A 20,929-nucleotide genomic window follows, 5' to 3' on the forward strand; every position below is an offset into this window, starting at 1 on the left:
ATGCAGCAGATAATCGATTATTTTGAGTCTATAGACCCTGTCCTTGCGGCCTTCTATGCCACGGTCTTTACCTGGGGCCTTACCGCTTTGGGGGCGGCCTTGGTCTTTTTGTTCAAAACGATGAACCGTGCCGTGCTCGACGGCATGTTGGGCTTTACGGGGGGGGTGATGGTGGCGGCCAGTTTTTGGAGCCTTCTTGCCCCGGGCATCGAAATGAGTCCGGGCGAGGGCTTTGTGAAGGTTATTCCTGCCGCGGTCGGTTTTCTTTTGGGGGCGGCCTTTATCTTTGGACTCGACAAGATTTTGCCCCACTTGCACATCAACTTTAAGGAAAGTGAGGCCGAAGGGGTGAAGACCCCTTGGCGCCGTACCACCTTGTTGACCTTGGCGATTACCTTGCACAATATACCCGAAGGCTTGGCCGTAGGTGTGCTTTTCGGAGGTGTGGCGGCAGGTTTTGAAGGGGCTTCCATAGGCGGGGCGGTGGCCTTGGCCCTGGGCATAGGCCTGCAAAATTTTCCCGAGGGCTTTGCCGTGGCCATGCCCTTGCGCAGACACGGCCTTAGCCGAACCAAAAGTTTTCTTTACGGGCAGGCTTCGGCCATCGTCGAGCCCATTGCCGCAGTTTTGGGGGCTTGGGCCGTCCTTACCTTTCAGCCCCTTTTGCCCTATGCCCTGTCGTTTGCCGCTGGGGCCATGATCTTTGTCGTGGTCGAGGAGGTGATTCCCGAAACCCAACAAGACCAGTATACCGATATCGCCACCATGGGGTTTATCGGGGGGTTTATAATCATGATGACCCTCGATGTAGGTCTGGGTTAAACCAGGGCCATGGCCTTGGGAGTTGACATGGGTACCCAAAGGGCCATAGCCGTAAACGGAAGATTCTTCCGGCCAAGGGGCGAAGGCCCCCGTTTGCTACTTTTGGCGGCCCAATACAAGATATCGGTAAAGTTGACGTTTTATCTCTATAATCAAACGGGATATACATTTCTGCGGTTTGCTCAAAATTATATCTTATGATTGCTCCCGAGAAACATAAAAGAGAGACGGAACGGCTCGCATTGCTTCAATCGTACGCTATTCTTGACACACCTTCCGAGGAAGACTATGAAAACCTGGTCTTGTTGGCCTCTGAAATCTGTGGTACACCTATATCGGTGATAACCCTTTTGGACGAAGATCGGCAATGGTTCAAGGCTTCCCATGGTATTGATGTAAATGAGACCGACAGGGAATATTCATTTTGTGGGCATGCCATAAATTTTTCCGATCCTGTTTTCGTGGTTCAGGATGCCCGTAAGGACAAGCGTTTTTACGACAATCCCATGGTCGCACAAGACCCCAAGGTTGTTTTTTACGCAGGGGTACCCCTTAGGGGTGCCGACGGACTGCCCTTGGGCACCTTATGTGTATTGGACCGCAAGCCCAAAGTGCTTACGAAAAGCCAAATCGATGCATTGCGAATATTGTCGGATCAGGTTATGAACCTGCTCGACCTTCGCAAAAAGAAAAGGGAACTGGAAAAGGCCAATGAGCGATTGGAGGTAGCCAACCGTGAGCTTGACAATTTTGCGTCCATTGCCGCACACGACCTTAAATCGCCTTTGAACAACATTATTTCCATGTCGAACTACCTTTATGAAGATTATGTGCATTTGGTAGGCGATGAGGGAAAACAGATCATCGAATACATTAGAAGTTCTTCGGAGACACTTAAAAAGCTGATCTGTGGCCTTCTTGACTATAGTAAGTCGGGAGAGTTTAGCCCTGATGATAAGACGACCATAGTTTTGTCCGATTTGCATAAAAGCATCGTGGAACTTTTTGGTGCGCGTGACAACTGCACGATCAAAATGCATAGCGACCTAGATGCTATTTACGCCAATAAAGTGGCCGTTGAACAGATATTGATCAATTTAGTGGGCAACGCCATAAAGTACAACGACAAGCCCAATATCGAGGTAGACCTCAATATACGCGAAAATGAGGGCGTTTACGAATTTTTGGTTAGGGATAACGGCCCCGGAATCAGTGAAGACGACCAAGATAAGATCTTTAAAATTTTCGAGGTCGTATCGCAAGAGGATAGATATGGGGAGCGGGGTACCGGCATAGGCTTGGCTACCGTCAAGAAGGTAGTGGAAGGCCTCGGGGGCGAGGTCAAGGTAACTTCCAAAGTGGGCGAAGGGGCTACTTTCGCCTTTACCATTAAAGGTGCCAATACCTTATCTCCGTCCATGGCCTGACCTAGGGGGCGAGTGGCCGCTTATCGATTGGTTTCCTCTATGAGGTTGGCCACCAGGGCCGTCCACCCCGTTTGATGCGAAGCACCCACCCCGCGACCGTTGTTGCCGTCGAAGTATTCGTAGAACAGGATCAGCTCCCTAAAGTGGGGATCGGCATATTTTTGCCGGTGCAGTGCGTTTACGGGTCTATTCCCTTCCGCATCCTTGGCAAAAATGGCAATCAAGCGCTTGCTGATTTCAAAGGCTATTTCCTTTAAATTTAGAAAATTGTCGCTTCCCGAAGGATAGGCGTACTTGAGCTTGTCCCCAAAATAATTGTGGTACTCCTTGAAAGTGCTGATGAACAGGTAGTTCATGGGCATCCAAATGGGACCGCGCCAATTGGAGTTGCCCCCGAAAAGATCGGTCATTGATTCGGCATTTTCGTAACTGATACTGTACGAACCCCCGTTGATTTGAACCGTGTAGGGCCTTTCATGGATTTTCGATAAGGACCGAATGCCGTAATCACCTAAAAATTCCGATTCGTTCAACACGCATTGGATCAGCACGTTTAGGCGCTCACGCGGAACCAATGACAACAGCACATCGTCGTCGGTACGGTATTCTTCGAGTATCTGGTATTTCCTGTTTTCCAACCGGTATTTCCGGTACCATTCCATACTTGATCGAAAGCGGGGCAATTGATCCAAACTTTCCTTTCGGATGTTCAATACCGCCGTTAATGACAAAAGGCCTGAGATGGATCGGACCTTGATCGGTATTTTTTGCTTGCTGGGCAATATTAGGGTATCGTAGAAAAAGCCTTCCTGTCCGTCCCAAGAACCCAACGAATCTTCCGATATTTTGTTCAGGGCTTCGGTGATAAAGCAAAAGTGGCCAAAGTATTTGATGCACATATCTTCGAAGGTGGGGTCGTCAATGGCTATTTCTATGGCCATTTCGAGCATGTTCAGGCAATATAGGGCCATCCAAGAGGTGCCGTCTACCTGTTCCAGTATCCCTCCGCCCGGTATGCCGTTGCTCCTATCGAAGACCCCGATATTGTCCAGTCCCAAAAAACCGCCTTCAAAGACATTGTTGTTCAGGCTGTCTTCCTGGTTTACCCACCATGTAAAGTTCAGGGCCAGCTTGTTGAACATCCGCTTTAAAAAAGAGAGGTCGCCCTTACCGGTCTTCCGCTGCTCCATCTGATATATTTGAATGGCGGCCCATGCCTGTACCGGCGGATTTACATCGCTAAAGTTCCATTCATAGGCAGGTATCTGTCCGTTGGCGGCCATATACCACTCCTTGGTGAACAAAAGGAGTTGCCTTTTGGCGAATTCGTGGTCTATCATTGAAAAGGTAACGCAGTGAAATGCCGAGTCCCATGCTGCGAACCAAGGGTATTCCCAGGCATCGGGCATCGATAGTATGTCGTGGTTGCGAAAGGTGGTCCAGCTGCTGTTACGGCCGTAGAGGCGTTCCTTCGGGGGCGATGTGCCGGGGTCGCCCTTCAACCATTGCTCTATTTCATAATTGTAGTATTGCTTGGTCCATAACAAACCTGCAAAGGCCTGTTTTTGTATTTCGCGTTGTTCTGGACTCGATTTTGCGGTGACCGATTCGAGAAATTCCTGTGATTCTTTTTCCCGTTTCGAAAAAATGGACTCAAAACCTTGGTCAAGGGGAGAGGCGTGTTCGGTATCGGTCAGCCGAAGTTTAATGGTATGGGTTTCGCCGGGTTCGATTTCCAGTTGGTACAAAGGCGAAAACTTGGTGCCTTCGTTCTTTTTTTCGGCCAGCTCAAAATCGTTGTTTATTACGGCCCGGTGAAAGAGGTCTTTTTTATAGGGGTGGTCGTTGGTACCATTGAATATCCTTTCTACGTTGGTCTCGTTCTCGGTAAATAAATATTTTAAAGGTTGGTCGAAATACATCCGGTACCGGCCCACGTATTCGTGGTCTATGGTAACGTTCGCCACCCCGGTATCGCCTGCTTTTTTTATGACAGGTTTTTCGTTCATGCCCAAAAAGCTCCAGTAATTGCGTATCCATAGGGTGGGAAGAACGCTTAATTCGGCCTTTATGGGGCCGCGGTTGGCAATGGTAATTTTTATCAGCACGTCCTCTTCGGCTCCCTTGGCGTATTCGGTGTATACATCAAAGTATTCGTCGTTGTCGAAAATACCCGTATCCAACAGTTCGTATTCGGTTTCGTGCTTTCCCCTTTTTTGATTCTCGGAGACCAGTTGGCGGTACGGATATTCGTTTTGGGGATACTTGTACAAGTGTTTCATGTACGAATGGGAAGGGGTGTTCTCCAAATAGTAGTACAGTTCCTTGACGTCTTCCCCGTGGTTGCCCTCGGGACCCGAAAGACCGAACAAGCGCTCCTTTAAAATAGGGTCTTTGCCGTTCCAGAGGGTAAGCGCAAAACAAATGTTGCAGTAACGGTCGGATATACCGGCGATCCCGTCTTCGCCCCAACGGTAGGTTCTGCTTCGGGCGTGGTCGTGGGGAAGGTAGTTCCAGGCATCGCCGTTGGCACTGTAGTCCTCGCGTACGGTACCCCATTGGCGTTCGCTCAGGTAGGGGCCCCATTTAAGCCAGTCCCTTTCTTTGGAATAATGGGCCGTCAGCCTTTTGTCCTCTTCCGTTTTGTCTCTCATATGCCGAGTCGCAAATTTTAGCTTGAAGATATAAAAACTTGTTCGGGGGCGATGTGTTTTTGGGTTTTAATTAAGGCCATTGCCCATATGGGACATTCGCCCAAACGAAAAGAAATTTTTGTGACGGCCTGGAAATTTTCTGCGCTTTTGTACGTTTGCATAGTGAGGTACTTTTAAAGGGAGCGAGAAGAATATGAATAAAAACGGACATGGATTGTGGAACTTTTTGGTCGTATTGACGGTCATTGTGTGCCTTTTGGCCTTTGTGCTACACTCTAAAAACTGGACGAAGGTTGACGACCAAGGCCTGAAGATTATCTCCGGTTTCTACTACCAAAACATTGATTTTTCCGAACTCGACAGCGTGGAACTGTTGGAAAGGATTCCGCCTATGGAACGCCTTAACGGATTTTCGGCCTTTGAGAAGGAAAAAGGGATTTTCAGGGAATTCAAGGATTCGCTGACCGACAAGAAGGTCTATGTATTTGTAGATAATCTCGATCACTCGAAAATCAAACTGGTTCATCACGATTCGCTAAAACTTTACGTGAACCTGAAAGATTCGCTCGATACCGAGCAATTGTACCAAACCCTTTCCGGCAAACTGGAAACCCCACCTGACTAACAGTGTTCGACCCTAGCTTTTGACTAGATTAACATATCTTTAAATTGTTGTCCAATCTATTGTGGTTCAAATCGATAAATTGTAAATTGTTCGTGTAATCAATTAAAAAACGAACATGAAAACAAGTGAGATTGCCACTAAATTGGTGGCCTGGTGCAACGCGGGCGATTTTGAGAAGCCCTATCAGGAACTGTACAGCGAAAATATTGTCAGTATCGAGAACGACGGTAGTGCCGAAGGTGCCCATGTCGAAGGTTTTGAGGGAATAAAGAAGAAAGGCGAATGGTGGCAGGAGAACTTTGAGGTGCACAGTAGCCAGGCCTCGGAACCCTTGGTCGCCGACAATTGGTTTTCGGTACGGTTTACGATGGATACCACCCATAAACCCTCGGGGCAGCGTTCGACAATGTCGGAGATTGCGGTTTATGAGGTTAAGGACGGAAAAATTGTAAAGGAGCAATTCTTTTACGACGAGTAAATTTGAAAGATACCTAGCGAGGCCGACCGGATACCGATCGGCCTTTTGTTTTTGCTAGGGATGTGGCTTACTTTTGCCCTAAAATCGATTTATGGTAGTCCTTTCCCAAATTTTTGGTGCCCTTTTCGGCCTGTTGGCGGTGGTTTTTGGCGCTTTTGGGGCCCATGCCCTTAAGAAGTTATATTCGCCGGACCAGCTTAAGAGTTTTGAGACAGGGGTAAAATACCAGATGTACCACGCCGTTTTGCTCTTGGTCATCGGCTTTAACCTGAACCTCGAAACAGGCCACGAGAAGCTTATGGTCTTCAGTCTTGTTTTAGGAACCTTTCTGTTCTCCTTTAGTATTTACGCACTTACCTATAGTTCGGCAAAGGGCAGGAAATTGCGGTTTTTGGGACCCGTGACCCCGCTTGGCGGAAGCTTGCTCGTTATCGGCTGGGGGCTGTTGCTTTACACATTTTTGCGTAATTGGGTCTAATTCGAAAATTCTACGTCCGAACGAAATGCCTTGATGGCCTTGTTCGGTTCTATAATGTTGTGTCCTTTCCAGAAATCAGGGTCGTAATCGGGCATGTATGTAGGCAGTACCTTGTTGCTCTCCTTATAAGATTCGAATTGGTCCTCGCTTATCGGCACTTCGTCAAAAACGACCAGTTCGTAACGGTTGACATTGCCGAAAGAGGCGTCTACCTTTAGCCGGAGCTCGTTCTGCTTTCGTCTCCCCCTAACATTCTTGTTCTTTTCTATGATGGCCAAGGGTCTTTTGAACCCGACCCTGACCCCTTTCACTATGTCGTAATACCGAAGGTGGTATTTTTGGTCGGAGCCCTTGGAAAAGATAATGCTGCCCTTGGCCAAATACTCGGAGAACGATACGCCCAATAGCCTAAGGTTTTTCAAGGGTTCCGTGTTTTCAAAATCCATTCGGATAAGGGCGAAGTCATCGGAATTGATAAAGAGCTTTCCCTTGAATTCAGGAGATCCGTCGGGTTCGAAACCGATAACATATACGGCCTGGTCGCCGAGGTAGGTAAAAGACTCCAAGCTTAGGTTATATCGTCTTGGCCTAAAGATTACGTCGTAGTCGGTGCCTTTAAAAATGGGTAGGTTTTCGAACAGGTTGCCCAAGGTTTCCCTTTTGTATTTTGAGAAGAACTTTCGGCGTTCTTCCTTCCTTTTTTGTTCTTCCCTTAATTTTTTGTCGAGGGCGGCCGCATCCGTAGAGTCAATTTCATCTTCAAAAAGGCTACCCATGTCGTCTGCATCGATCTTGGTGCCGAATAGCCCCGACTTCACCTTAAAATAAGAATCCGTTTTTATGTTCTCCTTGACGATTTGATTAAACTTTTTCTCTAGTAGCTCCAGGTCGAGGTCCTTGCTTTTGTCGTAGAGTTCCGAAGCTTTTATCAAATTCAGTTTCTGGCGGTCGGCATCGCCCGAACCGTATAGGTCGCCCAACATTTCGGTGTAATAGGTGTTGGATTTGGGTATGGTCTGCACCACACTGTCCAAAAAGTTTTTATTAAAGGCATCGATCGTACTTTTTTTGATTTGGTAGTCCGTTCGCAAAATCTCGTTTTGATAGGTCTCCCTTAGAAAAAGCCTTTTTTGGGTGAAAGAGGTCAAATAGTTTTTTTCGATGTTCTCCTCGACCAGTTGCAACAGTTCCTTTGGGGTGTACTCCTTATTGGATACAATAACTTCCCTGAGTTCGATGGCCCGGGGGCTCAGGTAGATCAAGGTGTCGGTAAATTGTTCGATGGGTCTGCCGATGCTTTTGTACCCGATACACGATATAAAAAGGGAGTCGGTCGGCCGAATGGTTTCGTTCAATGAAAATGTGAAGCGACCCTCTTCGTTGGTAATCATGCCGCGGTCTTTCAGTTGAACGCTTGCGTATGGAACAGGTCGTTGGGTGGCCGAATCGACAACCACCGAAGAAAGCGATTGTGCCTTGCCCAAGGTGGTCAATAGAAAAAAGAGTAAGAAAACGGGTTTCGGCACTTGGGTCGGCTTGATGGGTTCCACATTTCAAAAAAAGGAATAGCAATCGAACTTACGTCTTAATTTTAGATTTTGTTAGTACCGATTTATCCTTTTTTTAACTCAAAAGGCAGGAAACCGAACTTATCGATGTCCGGGAGTGGACTTTTTCAAAGGAAAAAGAGCCTGACTGGGGTCTAGGGAGATTAACTGCATCCGCAACCGTCTTGCCCACAAGTCTTTGTGTTGTTTTTCTTGGACGCGAACAAGTGCTTTGGCAGAAGAAATTTCTTGACCAGATATGCGACGGATACGATAAGTACGATATAGACCAATACGGTTTGAAACATGTGTCCTGGTTTTTAGATGTGTCTATTTATTTCAGTACTTGATAGGCGATTAGGGCTACAATGTAGGCAAAAGAGCTCATAAACACCAATTGTACGGTAGGCCATTTCCACGAGTTGGTTTCCCTTTTTACTATGGCCAGGGTACTCATGCACTGCATGGCAAAGGCGTAGAACAAAAGTAGTGAAATTCCCGAAGCCAAATTGAACAAGGGTTGATTGGTATAGGGATTTACCTCGGCGGCCATCCGGTTTTTTATGGTATCTTCCTCATCGCTGCCTACGCTATATATCGTGGCCAAGGTACCCACGAACACTTCCCTGGCGGCGAAGGAGGTGAGTACGGCAATGCCGATTTTCCAGTCGTAGCCCAGCGGTCTTACCACCGGCTCGATGGCCTTGCCCATGTTCCCAATGTACGAATTCTCAAGTTTATGGCTCGAGATCTCTTGGTGTAGGGCCCTTTCAAAAAGCAATGTTTTTCGAAGTTGCAGCGAATCGGCAATGGACGATTCGTTCAAGGCATAGGTGTTTTGGGCGATGCTGTCCCGTAAGGCATTTTCGTAACTCGTAAGGTTCTCGCTTATACTGGCTTGGTTGAATGGCGAAAAGCCTTCGCTTTCGATGCGTTGGGCCACGATTTGCTCCGCATTTTTAAATTCTTCGGAATGGCCGTTCGAACCCAAAAACCAGAGGACCACCGAAATGGCCAGGATGATCTTACCGGCGCCAAGGACAAAACTTTTGGTCTTTTCCCAGACGGTATACCCTACGTTTTTAAGCAAGGGCAACTTGTAGTTGGGCATTTCAACCACAAAGAAGGTACGGCTCTTGAACTGAAGTATCTTGTTCAATACCATGGCCGAAATAATGGCCGCCCCGAAGCCTATAAGGTACAACAGCATCAAGGTAAGGGGTTTGTAGCCCAGACCCAAAAAACTTCCTTCGGGGATGATAAGTGCTATAATAATCAGGTAGATGGGCAAGCGGGCCGAACAGGTGGTAAAGGGGGTGACCAGAATGGTGATCAGCCTTTCCTTCCAACTTTCAATGGTACGTGTCGCCATTATGGCCGGAATGGCACAGGCCGTTCCCGAAATCAAGGGAACAACGCTCTTGCCGCTAAGTCCGAACGGTCGCATGACCCGATCCATTAAAAAGACGACCCGGCTCATATATCCCGATTCTTCCAAGAGCGAGATAAAGAAAAACAGGAAGGCGATCTGAGGAATGAAAATTACGATTCCACCGATGCCCGCAAGAATGCCCTCTGCAAGTAGATTGGTAAATACCCCGCTGGGCAAGGTATCCTTTACCCATTCGCTGGCCGAGGCAAAAAGTTCGTCTATGAGATCCATCGGATATTCGCTCCATGAATAGATGGCCTGGAAAATCAGGAGAAGGATCAAAAAGAAAATCAAGTAGCCAAAGACACGATGGGTCAACACCTTGTCGAAGGTAGCCCTGAGCCCCTTGGCGGCTGCAAGGTCTACTTTATAGGTTTCCTTGAGGATGCCGTTGATAAACTGGTATCTAAGAATGGTCTCTTTTTGTTGTAGCCTCTTTAGTTCGGATTTTGATTTGGTCGAAAAGGAAGCGTCGTCGGCAATCAGCTTCTTTTCTATCGGCATAAAATTAACGTCTTGGGTAATGACCAGCCACAATTTGTAAAGGTCTTGTTTCGGAAAGGTCTCTTTGAGCCTTTTGAAATACTCGGGAGCTATGACCGTAATGTCGACGTTTTTGGCTGTGGATATGTTCCTGTAATCGGCAATCAGTTCCTTTAACCTTTCGATTCCGGTACCTTTTCGCGTGCTTATCAAGGCGATTTTGGTGTCGAGTTTTTCTTCGAGCAGTGGAATGTCAAGAGTGATGCCCTTGCGTGACATACGGTCCGCCATATTGATGACAAGAATGGCCGGAATGTTCAGGTCCTTTATCTGTGTAAAGAGAAGCAGGTTGCGCTTTAGGTTCTCTACGTCCGAAATGACCACGGCCACATCGGGGTGGTCCTTGTCGTTTTTGTTCAGCAACAGTTCAACGGCGACACTTTCGTCCAACGAAGTGGTGTTGAGGCTATAGGTACCCGGAAGGTCTATGATGTGGGCCTTGACGCCCCGTGCCAATTTACAGACGCCTTCCTTTTTTTCAACGGTTATGCCAGGGTAGTTCCCTACCTTCTGTTTGAGGCCCGTAAGTTGGTTAAAGACCGAGGTTTTTCCCGTATTCGGGTTTCCTATGAGGGCAACGTTGATCTGTTTGCTCATAGGGCAGGGGTGTCATCGATAAGCTCCAATTCTATTAGGTTGGCGGTTTCGCGCCGAATAGCAATATGCGAGCCGTTAACATTGATGTATATGGGGTCGTTGAGCGGTGCGATCTGCACCATTTCAACCTCGTTGCCGGGCAAACAGCCTAACTCCAATAGCTTAATGGGCAAGGTTTCGTCGGCAAATTCCTTTATAATTCCTTTTTGTCCTCTCCGTAACTGTGCGACTGTTGCTTCCAATATTTATTTAGATTCAATATAAGTAAGGACAAATTTAAAGTAAAATTACCGAAAAAGCAGGGCTTTGGTTAAAAAAGAAGCCTTTACCAAGGGAGGGAACCACGTTGATTTTTGTGGTCGGTATGGCATGTAAACTTGGCATAGGCCTTAGTCTTTATACGAATTCTTTAATAGGGCCAGGTCTTCAAGCAATTGGTCGACTTCCTCTTTCTTTGTTCCATCATAGAATCCGCGTATGCGGCGTTCCTTGTCCACCAAGATGAAGTTCTCCGTATGGATCATGTCGTAGGGGCCGCCGTCGCCATCGTCCTTCACGGCCAAATACGATTTTCGGGCCAATTCGTAAATCTGTTTTTTGTCTCCGGTGACCAAGTTCCATTTGCTGTCGTCGACCCCTTTTTCAATCGCGTACTTTTTTAGTTGCGCTACCGAATCGATTTGCGGGGTGACCGAATGCGATAAGAGCAATACCTCGGGGTCGTCTTTGATCTGCTCCTGTATATCGGCCATGTTCTTTGTCATTATCGGGCAAATGGTAGGGCAGGTGGTAAAGAAAAAATCGGCCACATAAATTTTTCCGTCATAGTCGTCTTGGGTAATCGTATCACCGTTTTGGTTGACCAGCGAAAAATCGGCAATGGTGTGGTATTTTTTTACATACTGTATGGTAGTGTCGACCAGTTCGGGGTTAACCATTGACGGTTGGTATATGGCAAGGGTCTTTTTCGGTTGAAGGGCGTTAAAGAAGAGATAGACGATTACCGCCGACAACCCGAACAGGGTGAGAATAAAAAATTTATACTTGCCAAAAATCGAGCGCATAATCTTTTTTACAAAGATACGTTAGTAGACATAAGCATTCAAGGTCAAGGTACTTAACGACGTACTAAAAGTTTCTTAAAAACCATTTCGGTTTAAACTTTCCTTTTTTTAAGACTTGTTAAAAGCGTACTTTTGTGCGTTTAATTTTAGAAAACTCAGATGAGTCCATTACTGATCAAGACGATACAATTTTTTTTAAGCCTTTCCCTGCTCATCGTACTCCATGAGCTTGGACATTTTATCCCAGCCAAGCTGTTCAAGACCCGGGTAGAGAAGTTTTACTTGTTTTTCGATGTTAAATTCTCCCTTTTTAAAAAGAAGATAGGTGAGACGGTATATGGTATCGGATGGCTTCCGTTGGGAGGCTATGTGAAGATTGCGGGAATGATCGATGAGAGTATGGATACCGAGGCGATGAAAGAGGAGCCCAAGGAATGGGAGTTTCGCAGTAAGCCGGCCTGGCAGCGTTTGATCATCATGTTGGGCGGTGTAACGGTAAACTTTATACTTGCCCTGGTCATTTACATAGGAATGGCCTTTGTTTATGGAGAGCAGTTTATACCCGCCGATAGTTTGAAAGATGGGGTACATGTGGTCGAAAAGGAGATCGGTGACAAGATAGGCATCCAAACCGGTGACAAGATCTTGGCCGTAGACGGTAACAAAATCGAGGATTTTCAAAGCGTTTATATGGAGATCATCAATGGCAATACCATTACCATTGAGCGCGACGGAAAGGTAATCGAACAAGAGATTCCGGTCGATTTTATCTCGACCCTTATCGACGATATGGACAAGGCCCGCTTTTTGAGTTTGAGGCGGCCGTTTATCGTAAAGGAAGTCGCCCCGGGTTCGCCCAATATGGGGGTTGATTTACGGGAGTACGACTTGCTGATGGCCATCAATTCGAAGCCCGCTACTTATATGGACCAGGCCGTACCCCTTCTGGAGGCCAATAAGGGTAAGGAAGTGACCATTACCGTAAAGCGATTGAACGGCGACTTGCAAGACCTGAAGGTAAAGGTGAACGATGAAGCCAAGATCGGGGTGGCCATCGCCACGAGTATAGAAGATTATGAAAAACTCGGCTTTTACCGGATTGAGACCAAAAATTATACTTTTTTAGAGTCGATTCCCGCAGGAATTAATAAAGGGGTATCCACTCTAACGGGCTATTTGAAGCAACTGAAGAAAATCTTTAACCCCGATACAGGGGCCTATAAGGGTGTCGGCGGTTTTGCGGCCATTGGGGGGCTTTTTCCCGATGCGTGGAACTGGGAAGTCTTTTGGAGTACTACGGCCTTCCTTTCCATTATGTTGGCCGTGTTGAACCTGTTGCCCATACCTGCCTTGGATGGCGGGCACGTCATGTTCTTACTGTATGAGATCGTGACCGGAAGAAAGCCAAGCGACAAGTTTTTGGAGTATGCGCAAATGGTCGGCTTCTTTTTGTTATTGGCCCTTATACTCTTTGCCAATGGTAATGACCTGTACAGGTGGTTGACCGATAAATAGTATAAAAAATTTGTTGGGTGCAAATAAAAAAACATTTATATTTGCACCCGCTTTGAGTAATTAAAGCGCAAGATACCTTCCTCCTTAGCTCAGTTGGTTAGAGCATCTGACTGTTAATCAGAGGGTCCTTGGTTCGAGCCCAAGAGGAGGAGCAAAAGCACAAATCCAATCTATTAGTTTAGGTTGGATTTTTTGTTTGTTCAGGGCAACGGGCCTTGGGCGAGAAGTCCATCCCGCTGCGGCGGGAAGCCCAAGAGGGGGGGTAAGTAAGTCGAGCAAGACACTGATTTTACTGGGTTTTCCTATTTTTGTTTATTGGATTATCTAACACTTTATCAAAAATTTCAATTAGTAAAGTATTCTTTTGTTGCTTTACCGAAATAATTATGGGGCAGTTTGTTTTCAAAATGGGTGATTCTGTTTCCAGTCATGAAGAAGTCTTAAAACGAACTCATGAAATGGTTACATATTTTATAGAGAAACCTGATTCCACAATTCTAATGGATTTCAGTGGTTTAAAATTCATATATCCTGATTACGCCCTAATGATTTTATGTTCTATTAAACATTTGGAAGACTTAGGTATCAAGGTTTCGGGGACAATAAGATATTCTGATAATGAAGCAGTGGGTTACCTGTCAAGAATGCGATTCTTTTCTAGTTTGTCAGTAAAAATCCCTCAATCATTAAAAAGAGAATACCCAGATAGTTTTGTACATATTCAAGAATATAACGAAGGTAATCAAGTTGAGGTACTTGAATCAATATTGAGAATATTGAGGGCAAACAGTGACATGGAAGATGATGTATATGCATCCTTGGATTATTGTTTTAATGAAGTTTTAGATAATGTATTAAATCACTCGACAAAAGATAAGGGGTGGGTAGTTGGTCAATATTTTCCAAATCTTAACTCTATTAGATTAATGGTTTGTGATTATGGTATAGGAATAAGAGAGGCTCTAAAGGAAAAGTATAATTTTAGTGGAGAAAAGGCGTTATTGAGTTGTATAGAAGAAGGAGTTACAAATGGAAAGGGGCAAGGTCATGGACTTTTTGCTACGTCGGAATTTATAAAAATGAATAAAGGATGGTTGAGTATAATAAGTGGAGAATACAAACTGGACTATAACGAGAATAGAATCATTGTCACTCCATGCTCGAATTGGCAAGGAACTTGTGTTTACATGAGGATAAATACGAATATCAAGGTAGATTATAAAAAATTTACCGGAAAGTATTACGACTATAAAGAGCATTTATTCGGTAAAATGTTCACTTAAGTATTGTATTTATTAAAAATAATTGTATTTTTTACAAACATTTGTATCATTGCATTGTGGAAATAATGACTGAAAACATCAAAGTAATTAAGTTTGGAGACATTGCTTCAAGTCTAGGAACTAGAAATCTTGCATCCAAATTAAGGGAAGATGTTCTTTTAGATTTGGAAACAAGAGATAAAATCTTTTTTGATTTTTCTGGAGTAGAAGTAGTTACTAATTCGTTTGCAAATGAATATTTTGGGAAGTTAATTGAAATTGTTACGGTAGAAAAGTTCAAAGAAAAATTTGCATTTACCAACGTTAATGATTTTATACAAAGAGTTTTAATATCTTCATTTTGATATTAAATTAACGAAACAATTAAACGCCTTAATGAAAGGCGTTTTTTTTTACTTATCTTTTGTATTTAGAGTGTTAAATGGAGTCCTTCATAAGTGCACCTCATTAGGAAGCAGTGATTAAGATTGTCAAAAGGTTGAAACTAAGTTTAAATTTAGTGCTGATTTCTAATCCACAATTTAAAACAAGTGAATGTTTCGCCTTAAAATCCAACCAGTTATCCTTTCGCTAAACATAAAAAATGCGTTTCAAGGGGGCTTATATGATTTAATCATGTACTAAATCTATAGCTCAAATGTTTTTCTGAGTGATTCTGTTTGAGAGAGGTTAAATAGCCAATTGTAATGTCAACTTGGGGAAAGGGTGTTATAGTGGTAAATCCCTGTTAGTAAGGTGTATATGTTTGCTTTTTAGGTGTTGGTGGTTTAATACTAAATAGTTTAAACTTGGTTCTCTTTACAATATTCTTTAAAATGAAAACTAAATTTCTGTTATTGATTTTCTTTTATTCTTTCCTGCGATTTTCTTTTGCTCAAAATTATTCAATACCATTGGGTGGTGTGGGTTATTTGGCATGTGATAAACTAGAAGAAGCGATTGTTAGTAAAGCGAAACTTGTAAAAGGTTGGGATGATTACGAATTAAATTCACATGCGCTTAAAAGAGTGAAGTTCTATAGTACGCGGCTTTATTACAATTTTGCTTTAGTGCAATTTAAGAATTCTAAAGAAACATATGTCTTTTGTGGTATATCTAATAATGATATTGTTTTGTTTGAAGTAATGATAGAAACCGGAGAAAGCCCTGGGAAAATGTTCAAAAAGTATATTTCGCCTTATAAGTGTGATTGCAATTAGTTTAGACCATCTTTCTCAATGGGATTTATGGTATCATTTTTTCTATTAGATTTGGTTATACTGGTGGTTACTTAGTGGCTTAAAATAGAACGTTTTTGATTGTATTTAAGGAGGTTTGATTTTATGAGGTTAAAATTACACCAAGAGGGGGCAAAATGAAAGGCTCTACAGAAATGTAGGGACTTTTTGGTGGTAAAAAAAAAAGGGGGTTGCATTGTCAGTGCAGGCAGGTGCAAGTCACTCCTTCAGCGCATCTTCCAGTAATACCATTACGCTTTCAGAGGGCTTTATGTTGTGTGACTGCACCAAATGTTCCCTTTCTCGAAGAATTAGTTTTCTAAACCGTAGGTTACTGATGTTTCCTTGCTTAAAATCGATCAAGGCCATAAACCATTTGAAATAGGGAAAGCCTATGTAGGTCTTTAGTTGGGCGCTCTCCCGGTCTAAAAGTCCGTAGCGTTTTATGGTCTTTTTGGCGTGCTTGTAATCGCCCAAATGCAAGAGGGTTTCCAAATAGGTTCTAAAAAATTTGTTCCAATTGTGCTCCAAAATATCCTTTTCGTACTGGACCAGTTGGTTTTCGGCGTACTGACGGGCATTTTTAAACTGCCCGTTGTCGTTATAGCACTTCACTAATGAAGAGATAAAGAGCGATTTGTTGTATTTGTTCGACATTTGCCGGGCAAAGGGCAGGGCATCCTTCAGCAATTGCAAGGCCTCCTTTGCCCGCCCCAACTTTAATAGGTTAAAGCAGTAATTATTGAGGTACATGATGTAATCGTGCCCTTGCTCGCTAATGGACAAACGCCCATAATAGAGGGCCTGGTCGTATTTGTGCAGTTTCATTAGTATCAACTGCCGGTTGCCGTAAAAATTGAGCAAGAGCTTTTTGGAGTAGTACGACCCGTCCTTTAACCGTGCTTCGAGCTGATCGTAATACCCAATGGCGGGTTCCAATAAATCGCTCTTTAAGAGGGCCAGGTACGATAAAAGAATCAAGGTTTGGTAGCGGTTGAATCCGTCTATGGACTCATCCTGAAAAAGCCGCTCCAGCCAAGGAGACCATTTAAGCGAATTTTCGGTAAGGCGACCGCTATGATAATCGGTAACGATGTCCGAAGTCGCCTGGGTCATTCTGTCACCAATGTTCTTGCTTCGGATATAGTCGTCGTGATAATTGTGTACAAACCTATTGATCAACTCGTAATCGTTTAACCGTACCCGTACCAACAGAAAGTTCAGGTAGTTTTTGACCACCTCGTAAAACCGGATAAAATGAAAATGGTGGGGGCTGTAGTTCTTAATGAGCTTCAGCAAGATGCGCTCCTCTTCCGATGAGAGGGTATCGGTCTTTATCTTGTTGTCGAAATAGTTGAGGCGTTCGTAGTAGTTATCGGTACAATGCTCGTCGAGGCGGGCCTGCATCCAATTCATCATATGCGAATATTTTCGCTTGTCGCAAGTCAGCGAAAACGCTTTCTTTTTACCCTTGGAAAGGATGTTGTGTTTGATGGTTTCAAAAATTTCGATGCGGTCAACATCCTGAAATTGGGCACAACGCTCCAACAACAGTACCTCGTGGGGTAGAAGCGAGTCGACAAACCTCGAAAATTTTTTTAGTTTCATCACATTACGAGTCCCCCGTCAACGCTCAGGGTGGTCCCATTGATAAAGCTGGCCTCTTCCGACGATAGAAAGACATAGGCATTGGCAATATCTTCAGGTTTTCCCAAACGGCCTAAGGGCGTTTTTGTTTCTAGATCTTTGATTACTTTTTCTGGAATGGTCTCTACCATTTCGGTAGCGATAAACCCGGGCGCCACCGCATTTACATTGATGCCCTTGCGGCCCAGTTCCCTGGCCCATACCTTGGTAAGGCCAATTACCCCCGACTTTGTGGCTACATAGTTGCTTTGGCCAAAATTACCGTACAACCCAACTACCGACGAGGCACTGACGATTTTCCCACTGCCTTTCTCCACCATGTGTTCCGATATGGCCTGCGTACAATTAAAGACCCCTGTTAGGTTGACGTCCAAAACCGATTGCCATTGTTCTTGGGTCATTTTTCTCAGGGTGGCGTCCCTGGTTATGCCTGCATTGTTGATCAAAATGTCAATACAGCCATATGTTTTGATAATGTAGGCCACGGCTTGGTCTACTTCGCTTCTGTTTACGGTATTTACCTGTTGAAACTCTAGGCTTTTTCCCTTGTTCTGCTCCATCAATTTCTCACCGGCTTCCTTGTTGATGTCCCAACAGATGACCTTGGCTCCTTCTTGCAGGAATTTTTCAACGGTTATCTTTCCTATGCCGTTGGCCCCTCCGGTAACTACGGCAACTTTGTCCTTTAATCTGTTCATATTGTAAGTTTTATGGCCAAAGCTATCGTTTTATTTATAGCATGAAATTATAAAAATTGAATTAATTGCTATTGACTATATTTTAATAAGTGGGTGTTTAATATTTTATATTATTTACAATCAGTGTTTTAAATATATAAAATTAGATATTGACTTTTGATTAATATTGATGTTCAGGTCACTCTTCGAAATCCGTATTTCATCCATTTGATTCTTCATCCGTAGTGTCACAAAAATTTTTTACTGTTTCCGGTATTGTATGTAACAACTGTTTTTTCAGTAGTTTACGGTAAATTGAAGCCTTTTCTTCCCTTTCTAAAACCCTTTTTATTCTTCACGAAACGTTGTTAGGCCAATTTAAAAATCGAAAAAAGTCCATATCATAAAACTGAAATATAAAGACGAATAGTAAATTTCTTTGTTTCTATATTTAGTCAACCCTTAAATATCGATTACGTAAAAAATAGGTCAATATATTACGAATGAACGAATATTACCCACAAATAACACTTATATCGCTGCTGGCCTTTTTGGCCGTATTATGTTATTTGGTCATAAAGTCAAGAATAAAGGACGAAAATATAGAAACCTACGCCTTGGGGAGTAAATCGTTTTCTTCGTTCTCGGTAGCCCTTTCCTTGGCGGCTTCCTTGACCAGTGCAGCCACGTTTATCATCAATCCGGGCTTTATTTCTCTGTACGGACTAAGCGCCTACCTTGCCTTTGGGGTCGTGATGCCCTTGGCCATTTTTGTAGCCTTGGTAGTACTCATGAAAAGGTTCCGGCAATACGGCATTAACGTTAAGTCGCTGACCATTGCCGATTGGGTGGGCAAACGTTATGGGTCTTCTTTTCTGAAATTGTTTTTCGGGCTTTTAAGCACCCTTTTGATAACGTTTATTGTATTGATCTGTGTTGGGATCACCAAGGTAATTGCCAAGGCCGTGTCGGCCGATGAGCTTACCATTTTAATTATTCTGGTGGCCGTGGTGTTTTCCTATATGTTGGCCGGCGGTGCCAACTCCATGGTCTATACCAATTCGCTGCAAGCCATCATGATGGTCGTTGTTGCCGTATTGTTGTTGGGCTCGGGTGCGGAATACTTTTTTGCGGGTGGCGGGGAGTCGATACTTTCCAGGTTGAACGCAATAGACCCCAACTTGACCAAAACCTTTAACGGGTCCAGCCCCCTTTTTCGCGATTTCTTTGAAGTGGTCGTCTGCAATGCCATCGTAGGGATCGCCATTGTTTGTCAACCTCATATTTTGACCAAATCGCTACTCATTAAAAAAGACAAGCAAGTAAATCGGTTTTTGGTTTATTCAATCTTGCTATTGGTCATCTTCTTTTCGGTCGTGATTACCGGGTTTTACGCCCGTCTAAATTTTCCCGACCTCATGGATGGCGGCCAATTATTGACAATGGACGGCATCATCCCCGCCTACGTGGTAGACCGTTTTCCCATCTACGTAGGTATTCTTGTGATTTTGGGATTGATCGCTGCGGGGCTCTCCACCTTAGAGGGATTGATACAGTCCATTCCCACCACCTTGACCAACGATTTGGTCATGCCGATCGTGGGCCGATACAGAGAGGGCATCAGCGCCATCCATGTAAATAGGGCCATTACTTTTTTGGTGGCGATTGCGGCCATTATACTCTCTTACGGGCAATTGGTAAACCCCAGTTTAAGTGTGGGCATTTTTGCACAAAATGGGGTATATGCCTTTTTCTCGGCCGCCTTTGTACCCGTGTTTTTCGGCATTTTTACAAAGACCACCAACAGATATATCCCCATTGTTTCCTCTATTGTGGCGGTAGTCGTCCATTTTGGTATCTATTATCTGGAATTGACGCCCTATATGGAAGGGGCCACGGTAAAAAACCCCGCCATCGCATCGGCTATTGCCTTGATGGTGTCTACGGCGGTGGGCACGGCCATTTATCTAGTCAAACCTATGAAAACCATGTCCCATGAAAGTTAAGTATTTGTTTTCGGCCCTCATTTTTCTAACCCTTTCTACGCTTATGAGCCAAGAAATAAAGTCATCGGAACTATTGTTGCCAACCAGTAATATCACCCTAAGTTACCATGAAGCCGGCACTGGAGACCATACCGTGGTTTTGATCCATGGTTTGGGCAGCAACGCCAAGGCCTATCAAAAGAACATTCCGGCCTTGTCGGAAAAAGCAAGGGTGGTCGCCTTGGACCTTCCCGGTTTTGGGAATACCACATTGGGAGACTTTGTACCGGGTATGGATAATTATGCCAAGGTTGTTTCAGAATTTATCACTCTAAAAAAATATAGCCATGTAACCTTGGTAGGACATTCCATGGGGGGACAAATAGCCTTGCAATTGGCCGCTTCACAACAACCCGAGTGGTTGAAAAATGTGGTATTGTTGGCCCCCGCCGGTCTGGAACAGTTTACCCAAGAGGACAAAAACTGGTTCCAAGCCGTGGTCAACGATCAGCTGTACCTTAATCTTACAGATGCGCAGATCCAACAAAACTTCGATATCAATTTTTATGGAGCCAAGGTTCCCGATGACGCCCAATTTATGGTCAACGATCGGTTCAAAATCAAAGAGGACACCGAAAAATACAAGACCTATGTATCTACCGTCGTACGCAGTATCCATGCCATGCTAGCCGAACCGGTATACGATAAGATAGCGGATATAAAAGTGCCGATACAGGTCATTTATGGCAAGAACGACATGCTGATACCGAACAAGATGCTTCATCCCCAACTTAGCTTGGATGACCTCTTGGAAAAACTACGCACAGATTATCCAAAAATTAAAATACAACAGTTGGACGAAGCCGGCCATTTTGTGCTCTGGGACCAAAGTGATGCCGTAAACACCTGTATTATCGAAACAATAGACGACAAGTAAT

Annotated in this window: 18 protein-coding genes and 1 tRNA gene; 12 read left to right on the forward strand and 7 right to left on the reverse strand. The window is 44.4% G+C overall.

What is annotated here, in order from left to right; genetic code table 11:
• Both BUB37_RS03335 and BUB37_RS03340 read left to right on the forward strand, forming a co-directional pair.
• A complete protein-coding gene (locus BUB37_RS03335) occupies nucleotides 1-822 on the forward strand; it encodes a ZIP family metal transporter (RefSeq protein WP_072988461.1) in 822 nt (273 codons plus the stop codon).
• Between the two features lie 197 nt (nucleotides 823-1,019).
• Nucleotides 1,020-2,249 carry a sensor histidine kinase gene (locus BUB37_RS03340; RefSeq protein WP_072988465.1) on the forward strand — a complete coding sequence of 410 codons (1,230 nt, stop codon included), beginning with the start codon at nucleotides 1,020-1,022 and terminating at the stop codon, nucleotides 2,247-2,249.
• Nucleotides 2,250-2,269: 20 nt separating this feature from the next.
• Here the strand turns inward: BUB37_RS03340 and BUB37_RS03345 are convergent, their stop codons facing one another.
• Nucleotides 2,270-4,903, reverse strand: coding sequence for an MGH1-like glycoside hydrolase domain-containing protein (locus BUB37_RS03345; RefSeq protein WP_072988468.1), 2,634 nt, complete (start codon nucleotides 4,901-4,903; stop codon nucleotides 2,270-2,272).
• Between the two features lie 193 nt (nucleotides 4,904-5,096).
• Between BUB37_RS03345 and BUB37_RS03350 the strand changes: the two genes are divergently transcribed.
• The 3 genes from BUB37_RS03350 (at nucleotide 5,097) to BUB37_RS03360 (ending at nucleotide 6,484) form a co-directional block, all read left to right on the forward strand.
• A complete protein-coding gene (locus BUB37_RS03350; RefSeq protein ID WP_072988471.1) occupies nucleotides 5,097-5,528 on the forward strand; it encodes a hypothetical protein in 432 nt (143 codons plus the stop codon).
• Between the two features lie 115 nt (nucleotides 5,529-5,643).
• Nucleotides 5,644-6,006: a nuclear transport factor 2 family protein gene (locus BUB37_RS03355; RefSeq protein WP_072988474.1), complete on the forward strand. Its 363-nt coding sequence runs from the start codon at nucleotides 5,644-5,646 to the stop codon at nucleotides 6,004-6,006.
• A 91-nt stretch (nucleotides 6,007-6,097) separates the two neighbouring features.
• A complete protein-coding gene (locus BUB37_RS03360) occupies nucleotides 6,098-6,484 on the forward strand; it encodes a DUF423 domain-containing protein (RefSeq protein ID WP_072988478.1) in 387 nt (128 codons plus the stop codon).
• Here the strand turns inward: BUB37_RS03360 and BUB37_RS03365 are convergent.
• The 4 genes from BUB37_RS03365 to BUB37_RS03380 all read right to left on the reverse strand — a co-directional run bounded on the left by BUB37_RS03365 (nucleotide 6,481) and on the right by BUB37_RS03380 (nucleotide 11,667).
• Nucleotides 6,481-8,034: a carboxypeptidase-like regulatory domain-containing protein gene (locus BUB37_RS03365; RefSeq protein ID WP_244526712.1), complete on the reverse strand. Its 1,554-nt coding sequence runs from the start codon at nucleotides 8,032-8,034 to the stop codon at nucleotides 6,481-6,483. The two genes, BUB37_RS03360 and BUB37_RS03365, sit on opposite strands and share 4 nt — an antisense overlap.
• Nucleotides 8,035-8,365: 331 nt before the next feature.
• Nucleotides 8,366-10,603: a ferrous iron transport protein B gene (gene feoB, locus BUB37_RS03370; RefSeq protein WP_072988481.1), complete on the reverse strand. Its 2,238-nt coding sequence runs from the start codon at nucleotides 10,601-10,603 to the stop codon at nucleotides 8,366-8,368.
• Complete coding sequence (locus BUB37_RS03375; protein WP_072988484.1) at nucleotides 10,600-10,845, reverse strand: FeoA family protein; 246 nt, start codon at nucleotides 10,843-10,845, stop codon at nucleotides 10,600-10,602. Before BUB37_RS03375 ends, feoB begins: the two co-directional genes overlap by 4 nt.
• Nucleotides 10,846-10,992: 147 nt before the next feature.
• The gene (locus tag BUB37_RS03380) at nucleotides 10,993-11,667 is read right to left on the reverse strand and encodes an SCO family protein (protein WP_072988487.1); all 675 of its coding nucleotides are present in this window, start codon (nucleotides 11,665-11,667) and stop codon (nucleotides 10,993-10,995) included.
• Nucleotides 11,668-11,826: 159 nt separating this feature from the next.
• Between BUB37_RS03380 and rseP the strand changes: the two genes are divergently transcribed.
• The 5 genes from rseP to BUB37_RS03405 all read left to right on the forward strand — a co-directional run bounded on the left by rseP (nucleotide 11,827) and on the right by BUB37_RS03405 (nucleotide 15,664).
• Complete coding sequence (gene rseP, locus BUB37_RS03385; RefSeq protein ID WP_072988490.1) at nucleotides 11,827-13,182, forward strand: RIP metalloprotease RseP; 1,356 nt, start codon at nucleotides 11,827-11,829, stop codon at nucleotides 13,180-13,182.
• 78 nt (nucleotides 13,183-13,260) lie between these two features.
• Nucleotides 13,261-13,334, forward strand: a tRNA-Asn gene (locus BUB37_RS03390).
• Between the two features lie 234 nt (nucleotides 13,335-13,568).
• Nucleotides 13,569-14,465, forward strand: a complete 897-nt coding sequence (locus tag BUB37_RS03395) for an ATP-binding protein (RefSeq protein ID WP_072988493.1) — start codon at nucleotides 13,569-13,571, stop codon at nucleotides 14,463-14,465.
• 65 nt (nucleotides 14,466-14,530) lie between these two features.
• Nucleotides 14,531-14,809: an STAS-like domain-containing protein gene (locus BUB37_RS03400; protein ID WP_072988497.1), complete on the forward strand. Its 279-nt coding sequence runs from the start codon at nucleotides 14,531-14,533 to the stop codon at nucleotides 14,807-14,809.
• Between the two features lie 471 nt (nucleotides 14,810-15,280).
• The gene (locus tag BUB37_RS03405) at nucleotides 15,281-15,664 is read left to right on the forward strand and encodes a hypothetical protein (RefSeq protein WP_139278061.1); all 384 of its coding nucleotides are present in this window, start codon (nucleotides 15,281-15,283) and stop codon (nucleotides 15,662-15,664) included.
• Nucleotides 15,665-15,901: 237 nt separating this feature from the next.
• Here the strand turns inward: BUB37_RS03405 and BUB37_RS03410 are convergent, their stop codons facing one another.
• Both BUB37_RS03410 and BUB37_RS03415 read right to left on the reverse strand, forming a co-directional pair.
• The gene (locus BUB37_RS03410; RefSeq protein WP_072988503.1) at nucleotides 15,902-17,290 is read right to left on the reverse strand and encodes a tetratricopeptide repeat protein; all 1,389 of its coding nucleotides are present in this window, start codon (nucleotides 17,288-17,290) and stop codon (nucleotides 15,902-15,904) included.
• The gene (locus tag BUB37_RS03415; protein WP_072988507.1) at nucleotides 17,290-18,027 is read right to left on the reverse strand and encodes a beta-ketoacyl-ACP reductase; all 738 of its coding nucleotides are present in this window, start codon (nucleotides 18,025-18,027) and stop codon (nucleotides 17,290-17,292) included. Before BUB37_RS03415 ends, BUB37_RS03410 begins: the two co-directional genes overlap by 1 nt.
• A gap of 482 nt (nucleotides 18,028-18,509) precedes the next feature.
• Here BUB37_RS03415 and BUB37_RS03420 point away from each other — a divergent pair, with 482 nt between their 5' ends.
• Complete coding sequence (locus BUB37_RS03420; RefSeq protein WP_072988511.1) at nucleotides 18,510-20,012, forward strand: sodium:solute symporter family transporter; 1,503 nt, start codon at nucleotides 18,510-18,512, stop codon at nucleotides 20,010-20,012.
• On the forward strand, nucleotides 20,002-20,928 hold the full coding sequence (locus tag BUB37_RS03425; protein WP_072988515.1) for an alpha/beta fold hydrolase: 927 nt from the start codon (nucleotides 20,002-20,004) through the stop codon (nucleotides 20,926-20,928). Before BUB37_RS03420 ends, BUB37_RS03425 begins: the two co-directional genes overlap by 11 nt.
• Nucleotide 20,929: the final 1 nt, after the last annotated feature.

Source organism: Pseudozobellia thermophila (assembly GCF_900141855.1).
GTDB classification, from domain to species: domain Bacteria; phylum Bacteroidota; class Bacteroidia; order Flavobacteriales; family Flavobacteriaceae; genus Pseudozobellia; species Pseudozobellia thermophila.